Consider the following 21,921-nt stretch of genomic DNA (forward strand, 5'->3'; position numbering starts at 1 on the left):
ACCACTCCTTCAAGCACCCAACGCCTTCGCCAGGGCGGTGAAGCCCGGGCCGGCGAGGACAATCAATAGCGCCGGGAAGAGAAACAGCATCATCACGACGGACATTTTTGCGGACATTTTCGAGATGTATTCCTGCAGGCGCGTCAGGCGCCGGTCATCAAGCAGTTGCTTGAGCGACAGCAGCGATTTCATCGCGCCGCCGCCCTGATGCAGCAGTTGCTGGAGGATCACGCAGGTGTCGGTGAACTCGTCGACCGCCAGCAGTTGCGTGGCTTTGTTCAGTTCTGCGCCCAACTCAAGGCCTGAGTCGACGCGGCTCAACACCAGCCGCAGTTCCTGGGTCAGCACCGGCAACAACGCCTGGCCTTCATGGCTCAACACGCGCAGTGCCTGCTCCACGGCCATGCCGGATTCGAAGAGGATGCGCAGCAGCGGAATGAACGTGCCGATCTCACTGGCCAGTTGTTTTTGCCGACGGGCGACGGCAATCACCAACATTCGCTTGGGCAGCAGGTAGCCAACGCCGAGGGCAAACAGTGGCGCGATCCATTGTTTTTCCACGGTGGGGAAAAATACCGATTGCAGCAGCACGGTCAGCGCCAGCAGCAACAACGGCGAGCCAATCTGGCAGGCGGCGAACAGCGAGCGCTGACGGGCGCTGCGCCAGCCGAGACGGTTGAGCAGGGCCTGGGTTTCGTTGTCGATTTTGACGCTGCGCTGGCCGACCTTGCTGTCGCCGAGCACTTGCAGCAGATTGCCGAAGCGATTCTGCCGCAGCAGGTTGCCCTCCAGCCGGCGGCTGATCTGCTGGCTACGGCGGCGCTGGTCCAGCAGGCTGAAAAGCAGCAACAGCGCGGCGCCAAGCAAGAGCAAGGCGCTGATCATCAGTGGCGTCGTCATAGGCTGCGCAACATCCGCCAGAGCAACAGACTGCCGATCACCTGCATGCCGAACGCCGTGGCCAGCATCCGCTGTCCGGAGGGGTCGTGCCACATGGCGACCAGATAAACCGGATTGGCCATCAGGAAGTACCCGGCCATGGTAATCGGCAGCAAGCCCAGTACCCACGCGGTGAGGCGGGTTTCGCCAGTCATCGCGCGCAATTGGCGCGCGGCCTGATCGCGCTCGCGGATCATCTTGATCAGGTTTTCCAGCAGCTCGCTGGCGTTGCCGCCGTAGCGATGATTGACCTTGAGGCCGAGGGCGAACAGCCGAAATTCATCGCGCTCGTAAAGCTCCGCCAGATCCGACACGGCGTCCGGCAGGATCACGCCCAACTGCACGCTGCGCTGGACCCGGCCCATGGCATCCTTGAGCGGATCTTCACTGGCCTCAATGGCTCCGAGCACCGCATCGGCCAGGGTACGTCCAGACTTCAGGCTGCGCACAGTGTGGTCGAGCAGTTGCGGCAATTGTTCAATCATTCGCCGCAGCCGACGTTGATAGCGCCAACTCACATACCCGCGCAGGGCAAGCGGCGGCAAGACGAACAACACCAGCAAGCCAATCAGCCCCGCCAGGGCGAAACCGATGAGCATCGCAAAGGCCCACAACAGTAACCAGAGGCCGATACGCTCCGTCGGCCGGCCCAGTCCCGCACGCAGAAACGCACGTTCAAGCCCCACCCAGCGCGGCGCCTCCACCGTCAATTGCGGTTGCCCCTGATTAAGCCGATCAAGCACCCGCTCGGTCCCGCCCTGACGCCAGCCGCTGTAGAACAGGCGCAGCGACAACCCCAGCAAGGTCAGGCAAATCACGATCAGCAACAGCGGTTTGAGCATGCGGTGGGCCCTCAGTGCGCGAGCATCGGTTCGCGGCGCAACTTGTCGCCAGCCGGGTTGACCGCCTCGCGCATGAAGCCGAAGCCTGTGCGGCGGTCGAGACGGAACAGCGTGTTGGTGACGTAGACGTCATCGCGCACGCCGACCACTTCCACCACCTCGCTGACGCAGCGACGGCCGTCCGGCATGCGCGTCAGTTGAATCACCACATCCAGCGCGGCGCATATCATCTGGCGCAGGGTGCGTTCGGCGATGGTGCGCCCGGTCAGGCCGACCAGGGTTTCCAGACGCAGCAAGGCGTCCTGGGCATTGTTGGCGTGCACGGTGCTCATGGAGCCGTCGTGACCGGTGTTCATCGCCGTCAGCACGTCGACCACTTCAACGCCGCGAATCTCGCCGAGGATGATCCGGTCGGGACGCATACGCAGGGCGTTGCGAATCAGGTCGCTGGCTTTCACCTCGCCATGGCCTTCGGCGTTTGGCGGCCGGGTTTCGAGGCGCACGACGTGGGGATGGCCGAGCTGCAATTCGGCAACGTCTTCGATGGTCACCAGACGTTCGTTGGGATTGATCAACTGGCTGAGGATGTTCAGCAAGGTGGTTTTGCCAGTGCCGGTGCCGCCGCTGATGAGGATGTTGCAGCGCTTGCCCACCGCCTCCTGGATGAAGTCGAAGATCGCCTGATCGATGGTTTGCATTGCCATCAGGTCGGTGCTCTTGAGCATGTCCTTGCGAAATTTTCGGATCGACAGGCACGGGCCGTCGAGGGCAATCGGCGGAATGATGGCGTTGACCCGGCTGCCATCGGGCAGGCGTGCATCGACCATCGGCGACGACTCATCGAGACGCCGACCGAGTGGCGCGAGAATGCGCTGCATCACCCGTTCAACGTGGTGTGCATCAATAAAGCGCAGATCGCTCAGGTGCAGCACGCCGTCGCGTTCGATGAACACCCGGTGCGGGCCGTTGACCAGAATCTCGGTCACCGCGCTGTCGCGCAGCAATACCTCCAGCGGACCGAAACCGGTCAGCTCATCGACGATTTCTTCGGCCAGGCGCTCCATCTCATAACGGGAAATCGCCAGGTGCAGGCGTGCGATGTATTCGGCAACCTTGTCGATGACGAACTGCGAGAGCACCTGCCGCGAGCCCTCCAGCAGGTTTTTCCCCGACTCTTCGATGGCGTCGATGATGTAGCGGTGCAGCACCAGTTTCAGGCCGTCGTGATCGGTGTTGCCGGGGGCGGTGCGCTGCGTCCCGCCGAACAGTTGTTCGCCGCTCATGAGGTGCCTCGCAACCGGTCGAACCAGCTGGACTTGGGTTTGGCCAGGCCTTCGGAGCGTTTCGCCAGACGTTCGCCGAGGGTACGCAGGCTTTGGCTGATGGCTTCACGCGGTGCCAGTTCGAACAGGCTGACACCCTGGTTTTTTGCGTTTAGACGAATCTCCGGACTGTAGGCGAGCACCGCGATCACCTCCAGGCCGAAGGTCTTGCCGAGGGTGTCGGAGTCCGGTGCGACGTTGCGCAAGTAACGATCCACCAACAGCCGGCAGTGGTCGAGTTTCATGCCTTTTTCGCGCCACAGATTGAGCACCGCAAGGTTGCGCCGACAGTCGAGGACATTCTGATCGGTGTACCACAACAACTTGTCGCAATGGCTGACGAAGGTGCGCAGTGCTTCGCTGTCGGGCTGGCCGGTCAGGTTGACCACGATGTGCTGGAAGTGTTGGCGCAGGGCGCTGAGCAACATATACAACTCGGCGGCACTGGTGCGCTCCAGCGGCTCGTCGCCATTGGCGTAAGCGAGAATGCGCAGGCCGGCTTCGGCGCTGGTGAAGGCGCTGTCGATCAGGGTCGCATCCAGCCGCCGCAAGTGGCGCAACGCGTCGCCGAAATTGAACGAACTCTCAAGCCCAAGCAAGGCCAGACTGTCACCGCGCGGCAGGCCCAGATCGAGCAACAGGGTTTGCTGGCCGCTCTTCTGCACCACCAGCGCCATGTGGTTGGCGAGCAGTGCGCCGTCGGCGTTGCTTTGTACGCCGTAGAGCACGGTCAAACCACCGAGCTGAGTGCTCGGCGTCACCGCCGGCAGACGTTTGCTCAGGCGTCGTACCAAGCCTGCGACTTCACTGGAGCGCGAACCGTAGGCGACGAAATCCCGCGCGCCGGCGCGCATTGCGTTGAGCACCAACTGATTGTCCATGCCGTCACCGAGGGCGACGATGGCGAGCATCGGCTTGGCTTCCAGCACCCCTTCGATCAGGGCGCTTTGCGCCACCAGATGATCACGATCAAGCCCCACGAACACCAGGCTGGCGAAGGTTACATCGACCAGCGCCAGCAACTCGTCAAGGCTGCCGCCACCGGCGCTGACCACCTGACCGAGTGGCGCCAGCGCACCTTGCAGCCACTCAAGGTCGGTGTCGTTGCGGGTGATGGCGAGGAAGGTCTGACTCAGGTTCTGGCTCATTGCGATAATCCGCTGCGTTTATCGAAGTTGCCGTTTTCGAGGAAGTACAGGCGATACCAGTTCGGGTCGTAGTTGCGCAGTTTCTCCCCCGGCAGCGAAGGCAGCGGCGCATTCGCGGCCAGTGGCTGCACCAGGTGCGGGGTGACGATCATCAGCAACTCGCGCTCTTCGCGATTGATCGACGAGTTGCGGAAAAATGCGCCGAGGACCGGGATGTCGCCAAGGCCGGGAAACTTGTTCACTTCAGAGGCGTTGCGCGTGCTGATCAGCCCGCTGATCACAAAGCTCTCACCGTCGGCCAGAGAAATGCTGGTGTCGGTGCGGCGGATGGTGAACGCCGGCACGGTGGTGCCGCCGATGGTCACGCCATTGTTGTAGTCCAGCTCGCTGACTTCAGGGGCGACCTTGAGAGCGATGCGGTTGTTGCTGACCACGGTCGGGGTCAGGGTCAGGCGGATACCGAATTCCTTGTATTCGATGGAGTAACTGTTGCTGTTGGCGCTCGGCACCGGGATCGGAATCTCACCGCCAGCAAGGAAACTCGCGCTCTGCCCGCTCAACGCCACCAGGCTAGGTCGCGCCAGGGTGTAGGCGAAACCGCTGCCCTCCAGCGCATTGACGATGCCGAGAAATTTGCTGCTGCCACCGCCCCAGACAATGTTGAACGCGTCGTTGACCAACGGAATGCTCGGTGCAATGACCGGCACCGTACCCGGTCTGACTACGGTGCCTGGCACCGTGCCCGGGCCGCCGAACAGGAAGTTGTTGGAGCCTTTACCGTAGATCGATGTGCCGGCCTCTTTCAGTTTGGTGCGGCTGACTTCGACAAAACGGATGTCGGTCTGTACTTGCGACGGCAGGTTCGGGTCATCGGTTGCCGGCAGCGTAACGGCCGTCATCGCTGCGCTGGCCTTGCCCTGCACGAACACCATGCTCTGCAGCGGCGCGCTGGCGCAGGCACTCCAGATCATCAACGTGGTGGCGCCGGGCGCGACGCCGGTGAGCAACACGCCTTGATCGCCGGTCACGCGCACATCGGCGATTTTCGGGTCGCCCACCGCAACCCGAGTGATTGGCACGGGTGATTGCAGCGCTTGTTGCAGGCCTTCGCCGACTTCCAGTGTCGCCGGCAACGGACCGAGCGCGGCGCAGTTGCTGGCGGCGGCGACGGCAGTGCCGATCGAGGCGACGCTCAGCAGCGGGGCTCGAAACAGGCCGTTGAACAGAGGCGTAAAGCGTTTGCGCATGTAAAGGCGTCCTTGCTCGGATCAGGGAGTGGGTTGGGCGGTTTCTGCACCGCGGATGACTTCCACGGTGGGTTTGCGCGCAGCCGGTTGACCGGCCACAGCAAGTGGCCTGGGCGGGGGCGTCAGGGACAATTGGCTGAACTCGAGCAAATCCCGGCGAGGTGTATCGAGCCGCGTCGCCACATCGTTTTCGCCGGCCCAGTATTTCGCCAGTTGCTGCTCATCGGCGCTGCGCACCGCGAGGCGCAGCACACCGGCGCCCGAGGCCAGCATCAAGCGGCTGAGCAACGGTTCCGGCACGGCGAGCACCACGCTGCGCGCAGCCATGCGTTGTTGTTCCTGTTTCAGGCGCTCTTCCTCGGTGCGCGCGGGGCTGGCGGGTTGACCCTCGTTGGTCAGGCCCATCTGGTTGCCGACGACCAGCACGCGCACCGCAGGTACCACCAGTTGCGCCGAGGCCTGCGAATTGCTTTCGTCCTTGCGCAGAAAGAGCAGTACGTCGACGTAGTCGCCGGGCGCCAATTGCCCACCGGCGTTAATCACTTCATCCACCGCCACGGCCAATGCGCGTTCACCAGGGCGGATCATTCGTGCCAGTTGGCTGCCCGCTTCGAAGCTTTCTTCACTCAACCAACTGCCGGCGCTCAAGGGCCGCCAAGGCGTGCGGCCGACGACTTGCTCGACAGCGCCAAGGCTGCCGGCGGGGGCGGTGCGCAGCTTTTCCACCGCGACATCGGCTGCGGTGATTTTCACGAACGGTGCGATATCGCGCAGTAGCACAACAACGGGTTGACGGGTCGGGTCTTCAACCGGTGTCGCAGGCGCAGCGTTCGTTGCTACGACAGCGACAGCAGCGGGCGCTGCGGCCGGTTCGGCAGTCGGTTGACGGCTTAAAGTCAGCCCCCAGTATCCGGCGATGATGGCGCCTAGCAGAAGCAATCCGGCCAGACCCAAAGTGACGCGACTGTTCATGACGGCTCTCCCTTTCCTGCTGCGTTGTGTCTTTTGCAATGACCCGTGACTTCCATCGAGACAAATTCGCAATCAGGCAGCTATGAACAAGTAACTATTTCGCTATTTGACGGTAGCGCAGCGCGAACAAAACGCCATTAAACGCACTCAAATATCCGCGAAAATCAGAGGGCTAAAGCGCCAAACGTCGTTTTGTGCCGTTAAACGGCGCATTACTACTTAAGCGTTAATCCGTTGTTACAGTTGTTGGAGCAAGAAATGCCGACAATGCTGATGCTGGCACAGGGAAATCATGTTGCGAACGCGCAACACCTGGCGTGCTCTAGGAGAATCCTCATGTCGTATTCGCGCGTTGTTGCAAAAATCAAATCCGAGTTCGCGTTCTTCAAAAACCTGGCCAAAGACACCGAGGGTGCCTCGGCCATCGAGTATGCGCTGGTGGTTGGTCTGGTGGCGCTGGTGATTGCTGCGTTCGGTAACGGCATCGGCACGCAGGTCACCAGGATTTTGACCGCTATCCAAACCGCGCTGACACCCGCCGTCACCGGCAGTTAACTTGTCAATGCAGCCATTGGGTTCTAACGTCAGCACTCAGTCCATTGCAGGTGTTGCCCATGAACTCTTCACACACTCCACGCCAGCAGTTGCTCCTCGTCGACGATGAAGAGGACGCACTGCTGGAGCTTGCGGAGTTGCTGGAGGGCGAAGGCTTCACCTGTCATACCGCAACGTCGGTGAAACTCGCCCTTCACCATCTCACCCGCCATCCCGATATCGCCTTGGTGATCACTGATCTGCGCATGCCGGAAGAAAGCGGCATGTCGCTGATCAAGCGTCTACGTGAACACACCTCGCGCCAGCACTTGCCGGTGATCGTCACGTCCGGGCATGCGGACATGGAGGATGTCAGCGACATGCTGCGCCTGCAGGTACTGGACCTGTTCCGCAAACCGATTTATCACGTGCGCCTGCTGGAAACCCTCAACAACCTGTTTCCCAAGTCGAAGGTCTCTATCGGTTGAATTGCGGCGGTTGAGGTATGTGACCCCGCGCAAGAGCGGGGTCGACAAAGGTCAGTGCGCGGTCACACGTTGACGCCCCGAGTTGCTCGGTGACAACGCCAAAGCCAATTGGGTGCGGTTGTGCATATGCGTCAGGCGCAGCACCTGCGAGACATAGAGTTTTACCGTGTTCTCGGTAATCCCCAGTTCACACGCGATCTGATAGTTGGTCTGGCCCTTGCCTACCAACCGCGCGACATCGAGCTGACGTGGCGACAGCTGATTGAAAATCGCCGGTATCTCCAGCCCTTCGACATTACCCGACGCTTCGTCACTCACAGGCGCAGGGCCGCGGCGAACTTTGTCGAGGTCCTGGTAAAGGTCGTCAATCGACTCGGACAGGTATTGCAGCTTCTGATTCAGATGGCCCAGTTGCAGGGTTTTCTGCCGCTCTTGCAGTGCCACTTCCTGGCGTTGCAGACCTTCGAGCAGTTCGTCCAGATCAATAGGTTTCTGGTAGTAGTCGGCAATCCCGGCGCGTAATGCCTTGATCACGTCCTGCTTATCGGCGCGACCCGTGAGCATGATGGCTTCGAAAGCACGGTGCTTGCCCGACAACCGTTGCAGTTCCTGCACCAGTTCAATGCCGTCCATGTCCGGCATATGCAGGTCACTCAACACCAGGCCGATGGCAGGGTCTTCGATGAATTGTTCGATCGCCTGCTTGCTTGATTCGCAAGGCACGCAACGATAGCCGCTGCTCTCGAGGAATTCGCAGAGTTCTTCGACAACCAGCGGCTGATCGTCGACTACCAGAACCTTTATTGCAGACGTAAGCTTGTTCACTTGCCACTCCATGCCCAGGCCAAAGGCTGACCGTTCCTGTACTTACAGCGCAATGCTGTACAGCGTTAATTTGAAAGTAGACGCACTTTCTGACTATGTACATAGCAGTAGTGGCAACGAGCGACTAGTGGAACCAGAGTAAAGTCAGGACTGTTCCAGCCAGCACGAACGGTGCAAATGGCAGCTTTTTTGACATTCCTGGTGCCATATATCGAAGATGTTCTCTAAGCCTTTGACTCATATGCAGCCAGAGTTTTGGCACCAGCAGTATCCACAGGGCGCTGGTCAGCGCCGCGCCGATAAATGCGCCGAGCAGATGCGCACCGTCCGTCGCGAGGGCCAAGGCTGTCATTAATTTCACATCACCGGCGCCAAAACGTTTCAAGATATAACCGGGAACAGTGAGCACCAGCGCCAGCAATACCGCCCAGCCGCCTTGCGCCGCTTCGGCACCGAGCCAGGTGTGGCCGGTCAACAGCAAGTACGCCGCAGCGAGGCTGCCGACACCCAGCGTCAGGGCGTTGCCAATATGCCGTTGCCGGGCATCCTGCGCCGCGCATAGCGCCAGCCAGATCAGTAGGACAAAGCTGTGCATGCGGTAAAAAACGTCCGTTTTGGCCGAATGATTCTATGCTGATATTACGTAGTGAATGTCAGGGTAGACGCAGTCATGAAATCCGGCCTCCCCCGCAAGCAAAAAGGCGCAGTCGCCATCGAGTTCGCCTTGGTCTTCATCATCTTTTTTGCTGTGTTTTATGGCCTGGTCAGCTACAGCTTGCCGCTGTTGCTGATGCAGTCGTTCAACGAATCGACGGCCGAGGCAGTACGGCGCAGCGTGGCGCTTGATCCGGCCACCGACAATTACCCCACCGTCGTCACCACCAACGCCAGAACCGAACTGGCCCGGCAACTGGCCTGGCTACCTGGCGCCCTGGACTTCAACGCCACCTCGGACAGCACCATCACTTATGTCGGTGGCGTGCTGACCGTAACCATTCACTATCCCACCAGCAAATTGAATCAGGCGCTGCCGTTTCTGGTGCTGCCGGGCATCGGTTCAGTGCCGCGCCTGCCAGCGACACTGCGCGCCTCTTCGAGCCTGCAATTTTGAGTACGGGTGACAAGCTGTTCGCCCGCCTGCTCAATCGACAACCCGGCCTGCCTCAGCCTCTGAACAGGTCCGTAGTGCCAAGCGTCGGCCTGCAGCTGTATGTGGATGACGACGGCCACGTCGAGCATTTGAGCGGACCACTGCGCCATTTGCTTGCGCAACAAAGGCCCAGTAGCCGTACCGCGCCGCTGCTCGAATATTTATTGCCGCACAGCAGCCTTGCGGTGGAAGGTCGACCGGCCGACTGGCAAGGACAACTGCTCGACCTGGATTTTTACAGCCTCGCAGGCCCGCCATTGCATTTGCGCGGCTGGGTGCAGGCGCAAGGTGACGGCTGGCTTCTGCAATTGCTGGACATCGGTGATCTGCTCGGCGAACGGCGGCAGGCGCGCAGCCGTGAGCAATGCCAGTGGCTGGCCACACAGATTCGCGACCAACTGCGCCTGGGCAGCCTCGCTCGCCTCCCGCAGGTGCTGAGCGAACAGTTGCAACGTTTGGGTCAGCATTTGCACATTCCCAGCCTGGCGGTGGCCCTGCTCGATGAGCAGGGCCAGGGCTGGCAGATTCATCAGCACTACGCGGCGCCGAATGCACCGCAGGTGTGGCGTGACCAACAGCGCCTGGGCACTGGCCTCGACAGCCTGAACGGCGCCCTGCCGCAACGTTTAATGGCAAGCGAGCAGCCGCGACTGAGTGCGCTGCTCGGCCCGAACGAAGGGTTTGCCGTGCCCTACCGCGACGCTCAAGGCGTAGCGGCATGGTTGTTGTGCGCGGGCTATAGCGCGGCGCAACAGGCACCCGACCTGAGCGATCATGACTGGCTCCTGTTGGCCGCCGCCGTGGCCGCGCCGCTGCTGGAGCGGCTGCGCGAGCATCGTCATCATCAACAGCTGGAACGATTGGAAATCCTCCAGGCACTGCTCGGTACCGGTTGGTGGGAAGTCAGCAGCGCCAGCGCCGAAGTGCAACTGGCGCCAGCACTGGCGGTGAACCTCGGTTTGCAGAGTGAGCGAATCTCCATCGAGGACTGGTTCAGCCACGTGCATCCCGCCGATCGCGATGAGCTGCGCAGCCATCTGCAAGCCTTGCAGGATGACGGCACGCCGCTGGAATTGTGCGTGCGCCTGCAAACCAGCGATCAATCGTTGCCGCTGTGGTATCGCCTGCAAGGCCGGTCGCTGGGCATCGGTGCCGAACGCCGACTGGTAGGGTTCATGCTCGACATCAGCGACATCAAAAATCAACAGCAGCAGGCCGCTGCCGCCCATGCGCGACTGGACAATCTGATCGCCAGTTCACCGGCGGTGATCTACGTGCAGCGCTACGTCGAAGGGGCGCTGCAACCGACATTTTTCAGTGCCAGCCTGCAACCCTTGCTGGGTTGGGATCTCGCCGATTGTGCCGATGGTCGACTGGTGGAGCACGTCCACCCCGAAGACCGTCCGCGCTATTTCGAACGCACTCGCCAGTTACTGCGCGAAGGCTCGGTGAGCGCTCGCTATCGGGTGCTCGACCGTCAGGGTCAGGCGCACTGGTTGCTCGATGAAGCCAAACTGCTGCGCGACGATCTCGGCCTGCCCGTCGAAGCAGTGGGCCTGTGGCTGGACGTCACCGAAGCGACCCTCGCCGCCGAGCAGGTCAAGGCCAGCGAGGAGCGCTACCGGATTCTGGTCGAAGATTCGCCGGCGATGATTTGCCGCTACCGCCCGGACCTGACACTGACCTTCGGCAACCGGCCGTTGGCGACTTATCTGGAGTGCGCGCCGGAGCAGTTGCCCGGGGTGAATCTGGGCAACTGGATGTCTGACGAACAGCGCGAAGCCTTTGTTCAGCGCCTGGCGCAACTGACCCCGGAACTGCCGGTGAGTACCGCTGAAATCAATCTGCGCCTGCCCGGTCGCGAGCATGCGTGGTGGGTCTGGTCGGATCGTGGCGTGTTCGATGAGCACGGGCGTTTGCTCGAAGTGCAAGCAGTGGGCCGCGACAACACGGAAGTGCGCCGCTCGCAGCAGCAACTGACGCAGAGCGCAAAAATGGCCACCCTCGGCGAAATGGCCACCGGCCTGGCGCACGAGATCAATCAGCCGCTGAACGTGATGCGCATGGCCATCGTCAATGTGCTCAAGCGTTTGAGCAACGGCGATGTGCAGATCGACTATCTGACCGACAAGCTCAAACGCATTGACGCCCAGGTGCAACGGGCGGCCCGAGTGGTGGATCACATGCGTGTGTTCGGCCGCCGCTCGGAAATCGAACAACATCCCTTCAACCCTCTCGACGCCATTGAAGGCACGCTGGCGTTGTTGTCTGAAGGCCTGCGCGGCAAAGGTGTCGAGTTGCGAATCAAAGACGCTAGTTTTCAGGTTCAGGTGCGCGGTTACGTCGATCAGCTTGAGCAAGTGCTGATCAACCTGATGGTCAATGCTCGCGACGCCCTGCTCGGCAAGCGTGAGGCCAATCGCGACTTCCAGCCGTGGATCGCCGTGCACGCCGAGTGCGACGAGCATGTGGTGCGGCTGTGCGTCGAGGACAACGGCGGCGGCATTGATCCGCGCCTGCTGGAGCGCATTTTCGAGCCGTTTTTCACCACCAAACCCGTGGGTGTTGGCACCGGTCTGGGCTTGTCGGTGAGTTACGGCATCATCGAAAACATGGGCGGACGCCTGAGCGTGCGCAATGGCGTTGAGGGTGCGCGGTTCTGTATCGAGCTACCGATTGCACCCAGCGATCAGATCACCAGATAGGCTCTGCCAGTCTGCCCGCAAGTCATGTTGGCGCCGACCTCGACGTTCATCAGGTTGATGCCCAGGCTTTTTAGCAGGTTGTTGAGCAGTGGGTCGAGCAATGGCGAGATCAACCCGGTCACCACTGGCAGCAGACGGTTGGTGACATCGCTGATCAAAGACGCCACGCCCGTCACGATAGCGCCCAGCGGGTTGCTGCCCACCGGCCTGTAGACGATCAGGTTGATGCCCGCCAGGCTATTGGCCAGGCTTGCAACGATATTGTTGGTAGGTACCACCGCCTGAATACTTGGCGGCAGTTTGAGGTTGGCCGGGGTGGCGAACGGCGTGGCGCTGGAAAACAGCAAGTCTTGCGAATTTTGCGCAACGCTGGTGTCGAGTTTGATCCCGATTCCACCGGCGCGGTATGGCACATGGGTGGCGGGATTGCACGAGCCAATACCAAGAATCTTGTGGCACGTGACCGTGCCAAGATCGATCAGCGGCAGCGGCATGACCGTCGGCTCGGCGACCGACGAGAAAGCGTTGGTCGGGTCGATCTGGCCGACCTTGAGATCGGCGATAGAGGTAATAGTGTGGGCGGTCAGGCTTTTCGTACCCGTGCTGCCGGTCGGGCAACTGTAATCAGTGACGTAACTCTTCGCGCCGCCGGCATCGAGGGCAATATCGATTCGCGGGGATGGCAGCAATTTGGGATCAAGCTGTTCGCAACCAGCGCCCAGCAAACACAACACGGAGTTGAGCGTATCCACCAGATTCAGGCTCAACAGTGCATTCAGGGTCGGGGTCAATGTGCCCACTAATCCCAGCACCGCGTTGGTCAACCCGGTTACCCCCGAAAGCACCGGCAGATTGACTGACAACATCGTACGAATCTGCGCCGTGCGCACAAAAATCCGGTCCGGCCCCAGCGGGTTGGCCTTGGCTCGGGCCGGGTCGCCAATCGCGGAAAACTGCGGTGGTTCGATTACCTTCACCCGCACCGTAACGTTCGCCAACCCCGGCACACTGATCGGCAACGTCGCCGCTACCGCGCTTTTGCTGTTGGCCAGTTGCACCACGCCCTGAATCAGTTGCAGCAGTTGCAGGTTGGCATCCAGCCCCGCCGACGTGGTGCCGGTCTGCAATTGCAGAATCTCGCCGAGCTTGACCGGCGCCGCGTTGATTGCTGCCACTTGAAGCGCGCCGAGCGCGGTAATCACTTCGGCGGTCGCGCCGTTGAGTTGCGCCACTGTCGCAGCGGCTTGAATCAGTTGTGTGACCGAGGCTTGAGTGTTGAGCAATTGACTGTAGTTACCGGCCGCGACATTCAGATTGATCGCCAGTTGATCGAGGTATTTGAGCAGGTTGATATCAGTTTTCAGCAGGCCATCCCAGCCCAGCGCGGTGAGGTTGACGTTGCCACCGAGCAGCCCTGAAAACAGCGGGTTGAGGATGTTCGACTGGGCGGTATCGATGCTCGCCAGATTGCTGCGAATGTTCAGTTGCGCGAGCGTCGGCTGCGGTTTTGCGGCGACGGCGGAAGCCTGCAACGTGGTGTTCTGGCTGACCGATGCTCCCGAGAACAACGCGCGTATGCCACGGGCGAAACTGGTGGTCACCGTGCGACTGGCCGCGACCTGGACCGCTGCCGCCTGAGTCGCATCAGCGGTGAACGTGCGCATCCCGTTGGCGCCGGTCAGCAAAGTGCCGCAACTGGTCGTCAGGGTATTGGTGGTATCGACGGTGTATCCATTGCGCACGGCGCTTTGCCCGGCATAAGTGGCTGCCGTCAGGCCGGACAGGCAATTGCCACCGCGACTGACCGCTTCCAGAGCGGCGTTATCCACCACGCGCTGCAGTTTGCGTTGCTCCATGTACAAGCGGCCGGTATCGACTACCAGCAACATCATCAACACCGCAAGGCCGAGGGTCAGTGCCGCCGTCAGGCCGATCGCCCCGCGCTGTCGGGCCGGGCTGTTGAATTGTGAACGGGGTGACATCGCGCACTCCTTTGCCGGCGCACCGCCGAGCGCAACCTCCATGGGTGGATTTGAGTGTAGACGGGGCGCGGCGAAGTTGCTGGCACCAAGCCATAAGCTAACGGCACCGTCACAAATCCCCTGTAGGAGCTGCCGAAGGCTGCGATCTTTTGATCTTGTTTTTAAAAGATCAACATCAAAAGATCGCAGCCTTCGGCAGCTCCTACAGGGAGTTTGTGTTGGGCAAAAAAATGGGAACCCCAAGGGTTCCCTTTTTATACAGAGTTAGCGCGGTGGATAGTTGGCGAGGATGCGCGCGACTGTCTCGCGTATGGCGTTGCTGCGGTCCTCTGGATTCGGCCTGCTGGCGAGCATCTGCTCATCGCTGCCGCGCCACACCAGTTTGCCGTCCTTGCCATCGAGCAAGTCGACCTGGATGGTTGCGACCTTGTAGGTGATGTTGCGGGTTTCGTTGTACATCGGCGCGCCCCAGTAACCATTCCATGGGCCACCCCAACCGCCGCCGTAATTGGTCGTCACTTGCTGCTGGCGATCCTCGACAATCAAGTAGGTCTGCACACTCACGTCACCCTTGGCGCCTGCCGCTGCGGGACGCAAACCCCGTTGATCGAGCTGATCGGTCACCGCCTGACGAATCCTTTGTTCGGTCAGGTCGCTCTTGATCCGTGGGTCATCCGGGCGATATTGCAGGGCGGGATCTTTCCAGCTCCAGCTGCGATAGGCAGCGAAGTCGCGGCTGGCATCAAAGTCGTGATTGACCTGGTTCGAGGCGCAGGCGCTGAGCAGCGCGGCCATGGCCAGTAAAGCGAGACGGCGGAACATGGGTTTTCTCCACTCGTAGGAGGTAGCTAACTCGGAGGATACGCCGACATGGCCTTTTCCACAGCCTCGCGAATTGCATCGGTGCGGTCGCTCTGGCTGCCCCTGTTGGCGGTTTCGGCGCTGGCGCTCCACACCGGTTGACCGGTGACGGCGTCGAACAGATCGACTTGCACCACCACGACCTGTTCCTGATAGGTACGGACGATCGGTACGGTGTTGTACATGCCGTAACCGCGTCCGTAACGATCATAGCTGCCGTATCCGCCGTAGTAGCCGTAATCGTCGCGCTCCTGACGCAAGCGGGTTTCCAGACGCAGGTCGGCGGTAACGAAAAGATCCGCCGGGCGATTGTCGTGCAACGGCCGTAAACCACGCTGATCCAGCGCATTGCTCACCGCATCGGCCACTTGCGCCGAATCCGCCCATGCAGTGCCCGGCGGCAATTGCCCGTTGAGCCAGGCCCAACTGCGATAGCGCCCATAATCACGCGGTGGTGCCGGGTAGGCACTGCGGTCAAACGTGTTGGCGGCTTGCGGCGGCGCCGGGGGCAAGGGTCGCGACTGCGCCACATACGGGTTGCTACCCTGGCAGGCAGCCAACCCCAGACAGATCAGCAATAACCCGGATTGAGCTTTCATGTCGCGCTCCGATCAGATCGGCCGGCAGATCCAGTGCAAGTAGCGCCCAAGCCCGGCGAAGCTTGGGTGACGACGGTGGGCGAGCTCCATCTCGAGTAAATCCGCGAGTTCGACGCGGGCCTGGAATTCCATCGGCATGTAGTCGTGAAAAACCCGCACTCCGCTCTGGCTTTCGACCTGCCACAAGCCTTCGAGTTGCGTTGCAAGTTCTCGCGGGTCGAGGGGCTGCTGCGGGGTCAGGCTCTGCTTTTCGCCGGCCATGACGTTCTTGCGCATCTTCTTGAAATGGCCCTTGAGCAGATTGCGGTAGATCAGCGCATCGCGGTTGTAAAACGCCAGCGACAACCAGCCGCCGGGCTTGGTCAATTGGTGCAGCACCGGCAAAATCGCGTGGGGTTCGGCCAGCCATTCCAGCACGGCGTGGCAGATCACCAGGTCGTAGGGTTCAGTGAGCTGGCCGGGCAATTCCTGCCACGGCGCCTGAATGAATGTCGCAGCCTGCCCCGCATCGGCAAAGCGCTGGCGAGCGCCTTCGAGCATCGGCTCGGCCGGCTCGGTAAAGGTCACATCGTGCCCGCGCTCTGCCAGCCACAGCGACATATGGCCCAGACCGCCACCAATGTCGAGCACCCGCAACGGGCGATCCGGCAGCGCTTCGGCAAGGTCAGCCTGCAACACCGCGAGGCGAATGGCACCTTTGGCACCGCCATAGATTTTTTCGGCGAAACGCGTCGCCAACTGATCGAAATGCCGGTCGCTCATCAGCTGAACCGCCGTTCGCTGTCGGCGAGTTTGCTGCGCACCACTTCATTCATGTCCAACCCCAACTCGCTGCACAGCAGCAACAGATACAACACGATGTCGCCAACTTCCTGCCCGGCGTGGGCGAGTTTGTCCGCTGGCAACTGGCGCGACTGGTCTTCCGTCAGCCACTGGAAGATCTCCACCAGTTCGGACATCTCGACGCTGGCGGCCATGGCAAGGTTTTTCGGGCTGTGAAATTGCCGCCAGTCATTGCGATCGCGAATGGCGTGCAGGCGTTCGGTCAGTTCAACAAGGTTCATCGGGTTCTCCTGAAGGCGTATAGCTTCGGGGGGATGTTGCTTGAAGGCAAGGCCCATGTAGGCGCTGCCGCAGGCTGCGATCTTTCGATTTCTGGTTTTTGAATTCAAAAGCAGGATCAAACGATCGCAGCCTGCGGCAGCGCCTACAGGTTTACGCCATACTCCCGCCACGGAACTCGGCCATAGATGCCGCGGCCCAAGGTTCAATGCCAATTTCTCAGGATGCACACATGCAGGTAGAAAGCTTTTTCGAATGGCTCGGCCAGGCACTCGGCGCGGTCATCCGCTTTATCGTTGATGGTCTCAGTGGTTTGTTCAACATACTGAGCAACGCCGGAGGCAACTTTGTCGACGGCCTGGCCAAGACGCTGGGGATGGACACTTCGATCATCAGCATCATCGCCCTGATTGTCGGGCTGATGCTGTTGTGGTCGGCGATTCGTGCGTTCATGAATGCGTCGATCATTGCCGGGATTATCTGGTTGTTGCTGGGGTTGTGGTTGTTGAGCTGGATTATTCACTGACCCCACGAAACCCTTGTAGGAGTGAGCCTGCTCGCGATAGCGGTAGGTCATTCAAATCAATTCTGACTGACTCACCGCTATCGCGAGCAGGCTCACTCCTACATTGGATCGCATTGCCAGCCAGATGAATCGCTACAATGCCCGCTCCCCCAAGGAGCCCGCATGTCCAACCTGATTGCCGACTGGCGCGACCGCCCGACTCACCGCAAGGTCTGGGTGCTCGCGGCGCCCATGATTCTTTCCAATATTTCTGTGCCGCTGGTAGCGCTGGTCGACAGCACCGTCATCGGCCACTTGCCCCACGCCCATCAACTGGGCGCAGTGGCGGTCGGCGCCAGCCTGTATACCTTTCTCGCCTGGGCCATGGGTTTCCTGCGCATGGGCACCACCGGGTTCGCCGCACAAGCGGCCGGGCGCAGTGATGGCGCGGCGCTGCGGCAGATTCTGTTGCAAGGTTTGCTGCTGGCGATGGGTCTGGCACTGGTACTCGGCACCCTGGGTGTTCCGCTGAGCGGCGTGGCGTTGCATTTCATGCAGCCGTCGGCGGAGCTTGATCAGCTCACTCGCGAGTTCTTCCACACCCGGTTGTTCGGCCTCCCCGCCGCGCTGGCCAGTTATGCGCTGGTGGGCTGGTTCCTCGGCACCCAGAACGCGCGGGCGCCGCTGGCGATTCTGCTGACGACGAACCTGATCAACATCGTCCTCAATCTTTGGTTCGTCATCGGCCTGGACTGGGGCGTGGTCGGCTCCGCTCGCGCCTCGGTCATCGCCGAATGGAGCGGCGCCCTGCTCGGCTTGCTGCTGACCCGCAAAGCGTTGCGCGCCTATCCCGGGCACATCGCCTGGGCCGCGTTGAAGGTATGGCAGAGCTGGCGACCGCTGCTGGCGGTCAACCGCGATATCTTCATCCGCAGCCTGGCGCTGCAATCGGTGTTTTTCCTGATCACGGTGCAAGGTGCGCGGCTCGGTGATGCGACGGTCGCCGCCAACGCGCTACTGCTCAATGGTTTGTTACTGACTGCGCATGCTCTGGATGGTTTGGCCCACGCGGTCGAAGCCCTTTGCGGACACGCCATCGGTGCGCGTGATCGCCTCGCCTTGCGCCGTTCACTGGTGGTTGCCGGTGGCTGGTCGCTCATCGCCAGTCTCGGCTTTGCCCTGCTGTTTCTCCTGGCCGGGCACTTGTTCATCGAGATGCAAACCGACATCCAGAACGTACGCGACACTGCATTCGTCTACCTGCCCTACCTCGCCGTGCTGCCATTGGTTGCGGTGTGGAGCTACCTGCTCGACGGTCTGTTTATCGGCGCCACCCGGGCCCGGGAAATGCGCAACGGCATGCTCATGACGGTGGTGTTGCTCCTGCCGTTCGCCTGGGCGCTGCAAGGTCTGGGCAATCATGGCCTGTGGATAACGTTCCTGTTGTTCATGGTGCTGCGCAGCCTGACTCTCGGTGCGCAAGCCTGGTGGCTGAAGCGCAACGACGGCTGGTTCACCGGCGCCGCTCACTGAGCCGGCGTGTGCTTGATGAAGCCGACTACCTGATCGAGCACCGGCGCCAGTCCACGTAACGGTCGCGACAGCGTCGCCACCAGCGTTATGTGATTGGGTCGCGAATAGTAGAAATCCTGCACCGGCACCCCGGCCGCGCGCAGTTTGTGCGCCAGGCCGCCGGTGTTGCGCGTCGGGTTGACCAGATCATCCTCGCTCGCCGCGATCAGCAGCGCGGGCGGCGCACCGCCACTGACATGATTGATCGGCTGCGATTGCGGCGGCGAGTCCGGCCAGAAAAACACCGGCCGCACAGCGGGATTCTCGATCGGCAGAAAGTCGTATGGCCCGGCCAGACCGATCCAGCCGCGCAGGTCTTTGGGGGACATGCCCGCCGCAGCGAGCAGATCGCCGTCCAGTGCCAGCATCGCCGCGTTGTAGCCACCCGAGCTGTGCCCCATCAGGTACAAACGCTGTGGATTGCCGGAAAACTCGCGGATGTGCGCCTTGGTCCATGCCACCGCCCGCGCACCGTCCTGCAGAAACAGTGGATAACGCACCTGCGGATACAGCCGATAATCCGCCACAACCGCGACAATGCCCCGCGACGCCAACGCCTCGCCAACAAAGTTGTAGTCCTCGCGCGCACCGCTGTTCCAACTGCCGCCGTAGAAAAACACCACGACCGGGGCATCTGGCAAGGCGTGGCGCGGCACGTACACATCAAGTTTTTGCCGTGGATCGCCGCCATAAGCAATACCGGCGGTTTTGACGAACGTGCTGTCCGGCGTCAGCGCATTGAGCAGCTTGACCGGCGAACAGGCACTCAATGCCAACAGCAACAAAGCGCCGAACAATGCAGCGAATCCTTGACGAAAAAAACCTGCCATACGCGCCGAACCTCAGGTCAAATTTGATCGCTGCGCCACTGGCGCCGCACATGCTCAAGCCGCTCTTGCTGGGTCAAATCCTGCGGTGGCGGCACCAGCACTGCACGCGGATGCTGCAAGCGTAGCCACAACCAGCCTTCGAGCACGGTGCGGTCGCTGAAACCCAGCGCCAGGCCCTGCTGAACATGGGAGGCGATCGCCGCGTAATCAGTTCCCAACGATTGGCACCAGCGCCAGATGTGTTGCTCCAGCAGGCAGGTTTGCAAGCGTTCGCACTGTCGCCGGGTAAGGCTTTCTTCGATGCTCAACGGCTCCACGCTCAGACCCGGATTGCGCAACTGCTGCCAGCCCTGACTGCCGATGGCGCGGTCGGCCCAAGTGCCACCGAACCAGTGCAACAGGCGGATAGGCCCGAGCCAGCGACTCAGTTCTGCGGCGTCGCAGGCGTCGAAAAAATAGCTCGCGGTCTGGCGGTTGTAATAACTGAGCAAGGCCCGATGGCTCAACCCGAACGAAACCGTGAGCATGCGCTGCAAGTGGCTCAGCAGTTCCTGCGCCGACGCTTCGCTGCCCAGCAACAGCCCGCGCCACGTATCCGGATCGCTGTGACACAACGACGCCAGCGCCGGACTGTCACGCATATCGACCAGCACAGGACCGTGGTCGCTGACCGGCTCAAACTCGGTGCCGTCGAACAGTTTGAAACTCGGCAAGCCGGCGAAACCCTTGCTCAGCGTCGTCAAGGCCCGGGCTGCATCCGCGCCGTCGAGCAACAGCCATTGCGCTACCGGCTCAAGCGCCACCCCGCTCATCTTGCGCTGCTCTGTTTAAGCGTGGTGACCAGCCGACAACTGCAAACCGCCTCTGTGCAATGGTTGAAACTGCCGCCTCCTGGGATCAGGCACAACAACAGCAATGGCTCGCCTGACGTCAGCATTTGCTGCAAGCCTTCACTCGCCAGGCTGTCCGGCAGCGGCGGCGTTGGCGCATCGCTGGTTTGCGCAGCAGCGACTGACGACTGTAAAACGCCGCTGATCATTGGCTGATCCGGGTCACCCTCAAAGAAGCTCACCACCACTTCGACACCATCGCCCAACGCCGCCATTGGTGCTTCGGCCAAGGCCGGCGCGAGCGGCAGCCAACAATGACTCGGCGCCGCGCCTTCGCCCTGATAGAGCCAGTCGAACTGCACCGCCACCGGCCTGAAACGGTCGGGTTGCGGTTCGTCTACGGTCACCACCCAGGCCCGTTGCAGGCTGTGCATGCGCAAGCGCGACGGCGCCGATGAGGGTAACTGCGCGGCGGCAAACAAACGGTTGGCGTACGGCAGATCAAGGGACAGGTCAGCGCTGTGTTCGATTCGGGTCAACAACCATTGCCGATTGCATTCGGGGAAAGGGTGCCCGACCAAACGCAGCCAATGCCCGCTGCGCAACGCCGCAAGATCACTGCGTCCTTCGGCATTCGTTGCCTGCCGCAAACCTTGCGAGCCGGCCTGCATGGCTTCATGCAACTGCCAATGGTGAACGGCAGGACAGGTACTTTTTTCGTCTTGTTCACCTTGATACAGCGCGGCGCTAGCCAGCGGAAAATGCGCCGGGTCATCGCTGAACACCAGGCAATGCCGGTCGTGGGTATGCTCGAAGAAATAGTGAATACGCGCCTGTGTGCACAAGCGCTGCAGCAGTTGCAGATCCGATTCGCGGTATTGCGTGCAAAACGTGCGGGCCGGGTAGTCGTCACGCAATTCGAAGCGTCGCTGGGCACCGACGATCCCGTGTTCCCTGAGCACCTGCTCGATGATCTGTGGCACCGAACGGCCACTGAAGATCCGCTGGCTGATGCGCAGGTCAAGGCAAGCGAGTTTCGGTCCCAGATGGATCCGGCTCAACCGCGAACCGTGTCCGTGCTCATGCTGGACAAGGCTCTGCAACTGCCCGTGCACACCCTCCCCCGACGGCCCGAAACAGAGGAACGCCGAACGATAAAGCAGGCCGGCGAGATCCAGTTGCGGATCGTCGATCAACACATCGATTTCGAACGCAAAAGGTTCGTTGAGGGCTTCGCTACCGGTAAAGGCCAGGACTTCGAAAGGGTCGGACAGGCCCGCTACATCGAGACGAAATGACGACTCGTTGACTGGATCGAACATAGGCGGATCTCTACAGGAGGGGCGGTCGGGGATTCTCGCCGAGAGCCATGGCCGAGTAGAGAGCTGAAGTACAACTTAGGAAATGACCTACGCGAAAAGCAGACCGGATCACTTTGCTGACCGGGATAGCCAAACATATCGCGAAGATTTTGGGATATATCCCACCGGGTCATCCGAATTTTCCAC

Annotated in this window: 22 protein-coding genes; 6 read left to right on the plus strand and 16 right to left on the minus strand. The window is 61.1% G+C overall.

The genetic code is table 11. The annotated features are described in order from the left end of the window. Nucleotides 1–9 precede the first annotated feature (9 nt). From ICA16_RS17155 to cpaB, 6 genes are read right to left on the minus strand one after another with little or no spacing between them, the layout of a single operon-like run. Nucleotides 10–900: a type II secretion system F family protein gene (locus ICA16_RS17155; protein WP_150602534.1), complete on the minus strand. Its 891-nt coding sequence runs from the start codon at nucleotides 898–900 to the stop codon at nucleotides 10–12. Further along, the gene (locus ICA16_RS17160; RefSeq protein WP_210701107.1) at nucleotides 897–1,781 is read right to left on the minus strand and encodes a type II secretion system F family protein; all 885 of its coding nucleotides are present in this window, start codon (nucleotides 1,779–1,781) and stop codon (nucleotides 897–899) included. Before ICA16_RS17160 ends, ICA16_RS17155 begins: the two co-directional genes overlap by 4 nt. A gap of 11 nt (nucleotides 1,782–1,792) precedes the next feature. Next, complete coding sequence (locus ICA16_RS17165) at nucleotides 1,793–3,064, minus strand: TadA family conjugal transfer-associated ATPase (RefSeq protein ID WP_210554197.1); 1,272 nt, start codon at nucleotides 3,062–3,064, stop codon at nucleotides 1,793–1,795. Further along, nucleotides 3,061–4,251 (minus strand): CpaE/TadZ family protein, encoded by a 1,191-nt coding sequence (locus tag ICA16_RS17170; protein ID WP_150617931.1) that lies wholly within the window; start codon nucleotides 4,249–4,251, stop codon nucleotides 3,061–3,063. The genes ICA16_RS17165 and ICA16_RS17170 overlap by 4 nt, the downstream gene beginning before the upstream one ends. Further along, the gene (locus ICA16_RS17175) at nucleotides 4,248–5,498 is read right to left on the minus strand and encodes a type II and III secretion system protein family protein (RefSeq protein WP_210701108.1); all 1,251 of its coding nucleotides are present in this window, start codon (nucleotides 5,496–5,498) and stop codon (nucleotides 4,248–4,250) included. The genes ICA16_RS17170 and ICA16_RS17175 overlap by 4 nt, the downstream gene beginning before the upstream one ends. A 21-nt stretch (nucleotides 5,499–5,519) precedes the next feature. Further along, nucleotides 5,520–6,470: a Flp pilus assembly protein CpaB gene (gene cpaB / locus ICA16_RS17180; RefSeq protein WP_210701109.1), complete on the minus strand. Its 951-nt coding sequence runs from the start codon at nucleotides 6,468–6,470 to the stop codon at nucleotides 5,520–5,522. Nucleotides 6,471–6,806: 336 nt separating this feature from the next. On the opposite strand from cpaB, the gene ICA16_RS17185 reads away from it, so the two are divergent. Further along, nucleotides 6,807–7,025 carry a Flp family type IVb pilin gene (locus ICA16_RS17185; RefSeq protein ID WP_150596158.1) on the plus strand — a complete coding sequence of 73 codons (219 nt, stop codon included), beginning with the start codon at nucleotides 6,807–6,809 and terminating at the stop codon, nucleotides 7,023–7,025. A 59-nt stretch (nucleotides 7,026–7,084) separates the two neighbouring features. Then, nucleotides 7,085–7,492, plus strand: a complete 408-nt coding sequence (locus ICA16_RS17190; RefSeq protein ID WP_210701110.1) for a response regulator — start codon at nucleotides 7,085–7,087, stop codon at nucleotides 7,490–7,492. Between the two features lie 51 nt (nucleotides 7,493–7,543). On the opposite strand, the gene ICA16_RS17195 is transcribed toward ICA16_RS17190, so the two are convergent. Both ICA16_RS17195 and ICA16_RS17200 read right to left on the minus strand, forming a co-directional pair. Next, nucleotides 7,544–8,317, minus strand: coding sequence for a response regulator transcription factor (locus tag ICA16_RS17195; protein ID WP_150617934.1), 774 nt, complete (start codon nucleotides 8,315–8,317; stop codon nucleotides 7,544–7,546). A gap of 124 nt (nucleotides 8,318–8,441) precedes the next feature. Beyond that, nucleotides 8,442–8,912 carry a prepilin peptidase gene (locus ICA16_RS17200; protein ID WP_210701112.1) on the minus strand — a complete coding sequence of 157 codons (471 nt, stop codon included), beginning with the start codon at nucleotides 8,910–8,912 and terminating at the stop codon, nucleotides 8,442–8,444. A 75-nt stretch (nucleotides 8,913–8,987) separates the two neighbouring features. On the opposite strand from ICA16_RS17200, the gene ICA16_RS17205 reads away from it, so the two are divergent. Together ICA16_RS17205 and ICA16_RS17210 are read left to right on the plus strand one after the other, a co-directional pair. Beyond that, nucleotides 8,988–9,428 (plus strand): TadE/TadG family type IV pilus assembly protein, encoded by a 441-nt coding sequence (locus ICA16_RS17205; protein WP_210701113.1) that lies wholly within the window; start codon nucleotides 8,988–8,990, stop codon nucleotides 9,426–9,428. Further along, complete coding sequence (locus ICA16_RS17210) at nucleotides 9,425–12,172, plus strand: PAS domain-containing sensor histidine kinase (protein WP_210701114.1); 2,748 nt, start codon at nucleotides 9,425–9,427, stop codon at nucleotides 12,170–12,172. Before ICA16_RS17205 ends, ICA16_RS17210 begins: the two co-directional genes overlap by 4 nt. On the opposite strand, the gene ICA16_RS17215 is transcribed toward ICA16_RS17210, so the two are convergent. The 5 genes from ICA16_RS17215 to ICA16_RS17235 form a co-directional block, all read right to left on the minus strand. Further along, complete coding sequence (locus ICA16_RS17215; RefSeq protein WP_210701115.1) at nucleotides 12,157–14,154, minus strand: pilus assembly protein TadG-related protein; 1,998 nt, start codon at nucleotides 14,152–14,154, stop codon at nucleotides 12,157–12,159. The two genes, ICA16_RS17210 and ICA16_RS17215, sit on opposite strands and share 16 nt — an antisense overlap. Nucleotides 14,155–14,418: 264 nt before the next feature. Next, complete coding sequence (locus tag ICA16_RS17220; protein WP_150602546.1) at nucleotides 14,419–14,976, minus strand: DUF4136 domain-containing protein; 558 nt, start codon at nucleotides 14,974–14,976, stop codon at nucleotides 14,419–14,421. Between the two features lie 26 nt (nucleotides 14,977–15,002). Further along, entirely contained in the window at nucleotides 15,003–15,614 is a 612-nt protein-coding gene (locus ICA16_RS17225) for a DUF4136 domain-containing protein (protein WP_150602547.1), read from the minus strand. 12 nt (nucleotides 15,615–15,626) lie between these two features. Next, nucleotides 15,627–16,376, minus strand: coding sequence for a methyltransferase (locus ICA16_RS17230; RefSeq protein ID WP_210701116.1), 750 nt, complete (start codon nucleotides 16,374–16,376; stop codon nucleotides 15,627–15,629). Continuing rightward, entirely contained in the window at nucleotides 16,376–16,678 is a 303-nt protein-coding gene (locus ICA16_RS17235; RefSeq protein WP_007951009.1) for a MazG-like family protein, read from the minus strand. Before ICA16_RS17235 ends, ICA16_RS17230 begins: the two co-directional genes overlap by 1 nt. A 230-nt stretch (nucleotides 16,679–16,908) precedes the next feature. Between ICA16_RS17235 and ICA16_RS17240 the strand changes: the two genes are divergently transcribed. Then, nucleotides 16,909–17,202, plus strand: coding sequence for a hypothetical protein (locus ICA16_RS17240; protein WP_150602550.1), 294 nt, complete (start codon nucleotides 16,909–16,911; stop codon nucleotides 17,200–17,202). A 162-nt stretch (nucleotides 17,203–17,364) separates the two neighbouring features. Beyond that, nucleotides 17,365–18,714: an MATE family efflux transporter gene (locus ICA16_RS17245; RefSeq protein WP_150602551.1), complete on the plus strand. Its 1,350-nt coding sequence runs from the start codon at nucleotides 17,365–17,367 to the stop codon at nucleotides 18,712–18,714. Here ICA16_RS17245 and ICA16_RS17250 read toward each other — a convergent pair. Genes ICA16_RS17250 through ICA16_RS17260 form a run of 3 tightly spaced genes read right to left on the minus strand, consistent with a single transcriptional unit; the run spans nucleotide 18,708 to nucleotide 21,735 of the window. Beyond that, on the minus strand, nucleotides 18,708–19,583 hold the full coding sequence (locus tag ICA16_RS17250) for an alpha/beta hydrolase (RefSeq protein WP_210701117.1): 876 nt from the start codon (nucleotides 19,581–19,583) through the stop codon (nucleotides 18,708–18,710). The genes ICA16_RS17245 and ICA16_RS17250 overlap by 7 nt on opposite strands. A 17-nt stretch (nucleotides 19,584–19,600) precedes the next feature. After that, a complete protein-coding gene (locus ICA16_RS17255; RefSeq protein WP_210554203.1) occupies nucleotides 19,601–20,395 on the minus strand; it encodes a DUF4123 domain-containing protein in 795 nt (264 codons plus the stop codon). Further along, entirely contained in the window at nucleotides 20,392–21,735 is a 1,344-nt protein-coding gene (locus ICA16_RS17260; protein WP_210701118.1) for a type VI secretion system Vgr family protein, read from the minus strand. The genes ICA16_RS17255 and ICA16_RS17260 overlap by 4 nt, the downstream gene beginning before the upstream one ends. Nucleotides 21,736–21,921 lie beyond the last annotated feature (186 nt).

This window comes from Pseudomonas anatoliensis, from assembly GCF_017976235.1.
GTDB classification, from domain to species: domain Bacteria; phylum Pseudomonadota; class Gammaproteobacteria; order Pseudomonadales; family Pseudomonadaceae; genus Aquipseudomonas; species Aquipseudomonas anatoliensis.

Bases quoted from the DNA above. Each gene is read 5' to 3' on its own strand.
- ICA16_RS17200 (WP_210701112.1), bottom strand. From the start codon at position 8,912: ATGCACAGCTTTGTCCTACTGATCTGGCTGGCGCTATGCGCGGCGCAG.
- ICA16_RS17155 (WP_150602534.1), bottom strand. From the start codon at position 900: ATGACGACGCCACTGATGATCAGCGCCTTGCTCTTGCTTGGCGCCGCG.
- ICA16_RS17205 (WP_210701113.1), top strand. From the start codon at position 8,988: ATGAAATCCGGCCTCCCCCGCAAGCAAAAAGGCGCAGTCGCCATCGAG.
- cpaB (WP_210701109.1), bottom strand. From the start codon at position 6,470: ATGAACAGTCGCGTCACTTTGGGTCTGGCCGGATTGCTTCTGCTAGGC.
- ICA16_RS17260 (WP_210701118.1), bottom strand. From the start codon at position 21,735: ATGTTCGATCCAGTCAACGAGTCGTCATTTCGTCTCGATGTAGCGGGC.
- ICA16_RS17225 (WP_150602547.1), bottom strand. From the start codon at position 15,614: ATGAAAGCTCAATCCGGGTTATTGCTGATCTGTCTGGGGTTGGCTGCC.
- ICA16_RS17165 (WP_210554197.1), bottom strand. From the start codon at position 3,064: ATGAGCGGCGAACAACTGTTCGGCGGGACGCAGCGCACCGCCCCCGGC.
- ICA16_RS17220 (WP_150602546.1), bottom strand. From the start codon at position 14,976: ATGTTCCGCCGTCTCGCTTTACTGGCCATGGCCGCGCTGCTCAGCGCC.
- ICA16_RS17160 (WP_210701107.1), bottom strand. From the start codon at position 1,781: ATGCTCAAACCGCTGTTGCTGATCGTGATTTGCCTGACCTTGCTGGGG.
- ICA16_RS17235 (WP_007951009.1), bottom strand. From the start codon at position 16,678: ATGAACCTTGTTGAACTGACCGAACGCCTGCACGCCATTCGCGATCGC.
- ICA16_RS17190 (WP_210701110.1), top strand. From the start codon at position 7,085: ATGAACTCTTCACACACTCCACGCCAGCAGTTGCTCCTCGTCGACGAT.
- ICA16_RS17215 (WP_210701115.1), bottom strand. From the start codon at position 14,154: ATGTCACCCCGTTCACAATTCAACAGCCCGGCCCGACAGCGCGGGGCG.
- ICA16_RS17170 (WP_150617931.1), bottom strand. From the start codon at position 4,251: ATGAGCCAGAACCTGAGTCAGACCTTCCTCGCCATCACCCGCAACGAC.
- ICA16_RS17240 (WP_150602550.1), top strand. From the start codon at position 16,909: ATGCAGGTAGAAAGCTTTTTCGAATGGCTCGGCCAGGCACTCGGCGCG.
- ICA16_RS17230 (WP_210701116.1), bottom strand. From the start codon at position 16,376: ATGAGCGACCGGCATTTCGATCAGTTGGCGACGCGTTTCGCCGAAAAA.
- ICA16_RS17245 (WP_150602551.1), top strand. From the start codon at position 17,365: ATGTCCAACCTGATTGCCGACTGGCGCGACCGCCCGACTCACCGCAAG.
- ICA16_RS17255 (WP_210554203.1), bottom strand. From the start codon at position 20,395: ATGAGCGGGGTGGCGCTTGAGCCGGTAGCGCAATGGCTGTTGCTCGAC.
- ICA16_RS17250 (WP_210701117.1), bottom strand. From the start codon at position 19,583: ATGGCAGGTTTTTTTCGTCAAGGATTCGCTGCATTGTTCGGCGCTTTG.
- ICA16_RS17185 (WP_150596158.1), top strand. From the start codon at position 6,807: ATGTCGTATTCGCGCGTTGTTGCAAAAATCAAATCCGAGTTCGCGTTC.
- ICA16_RS17175 (WP_210701108.1), bottom strand. From the start codon at position 5,498: ATGCGCAAACGCTTTACGCCTCTGTTCAACGGCCTGTTTCGAGCCCCG.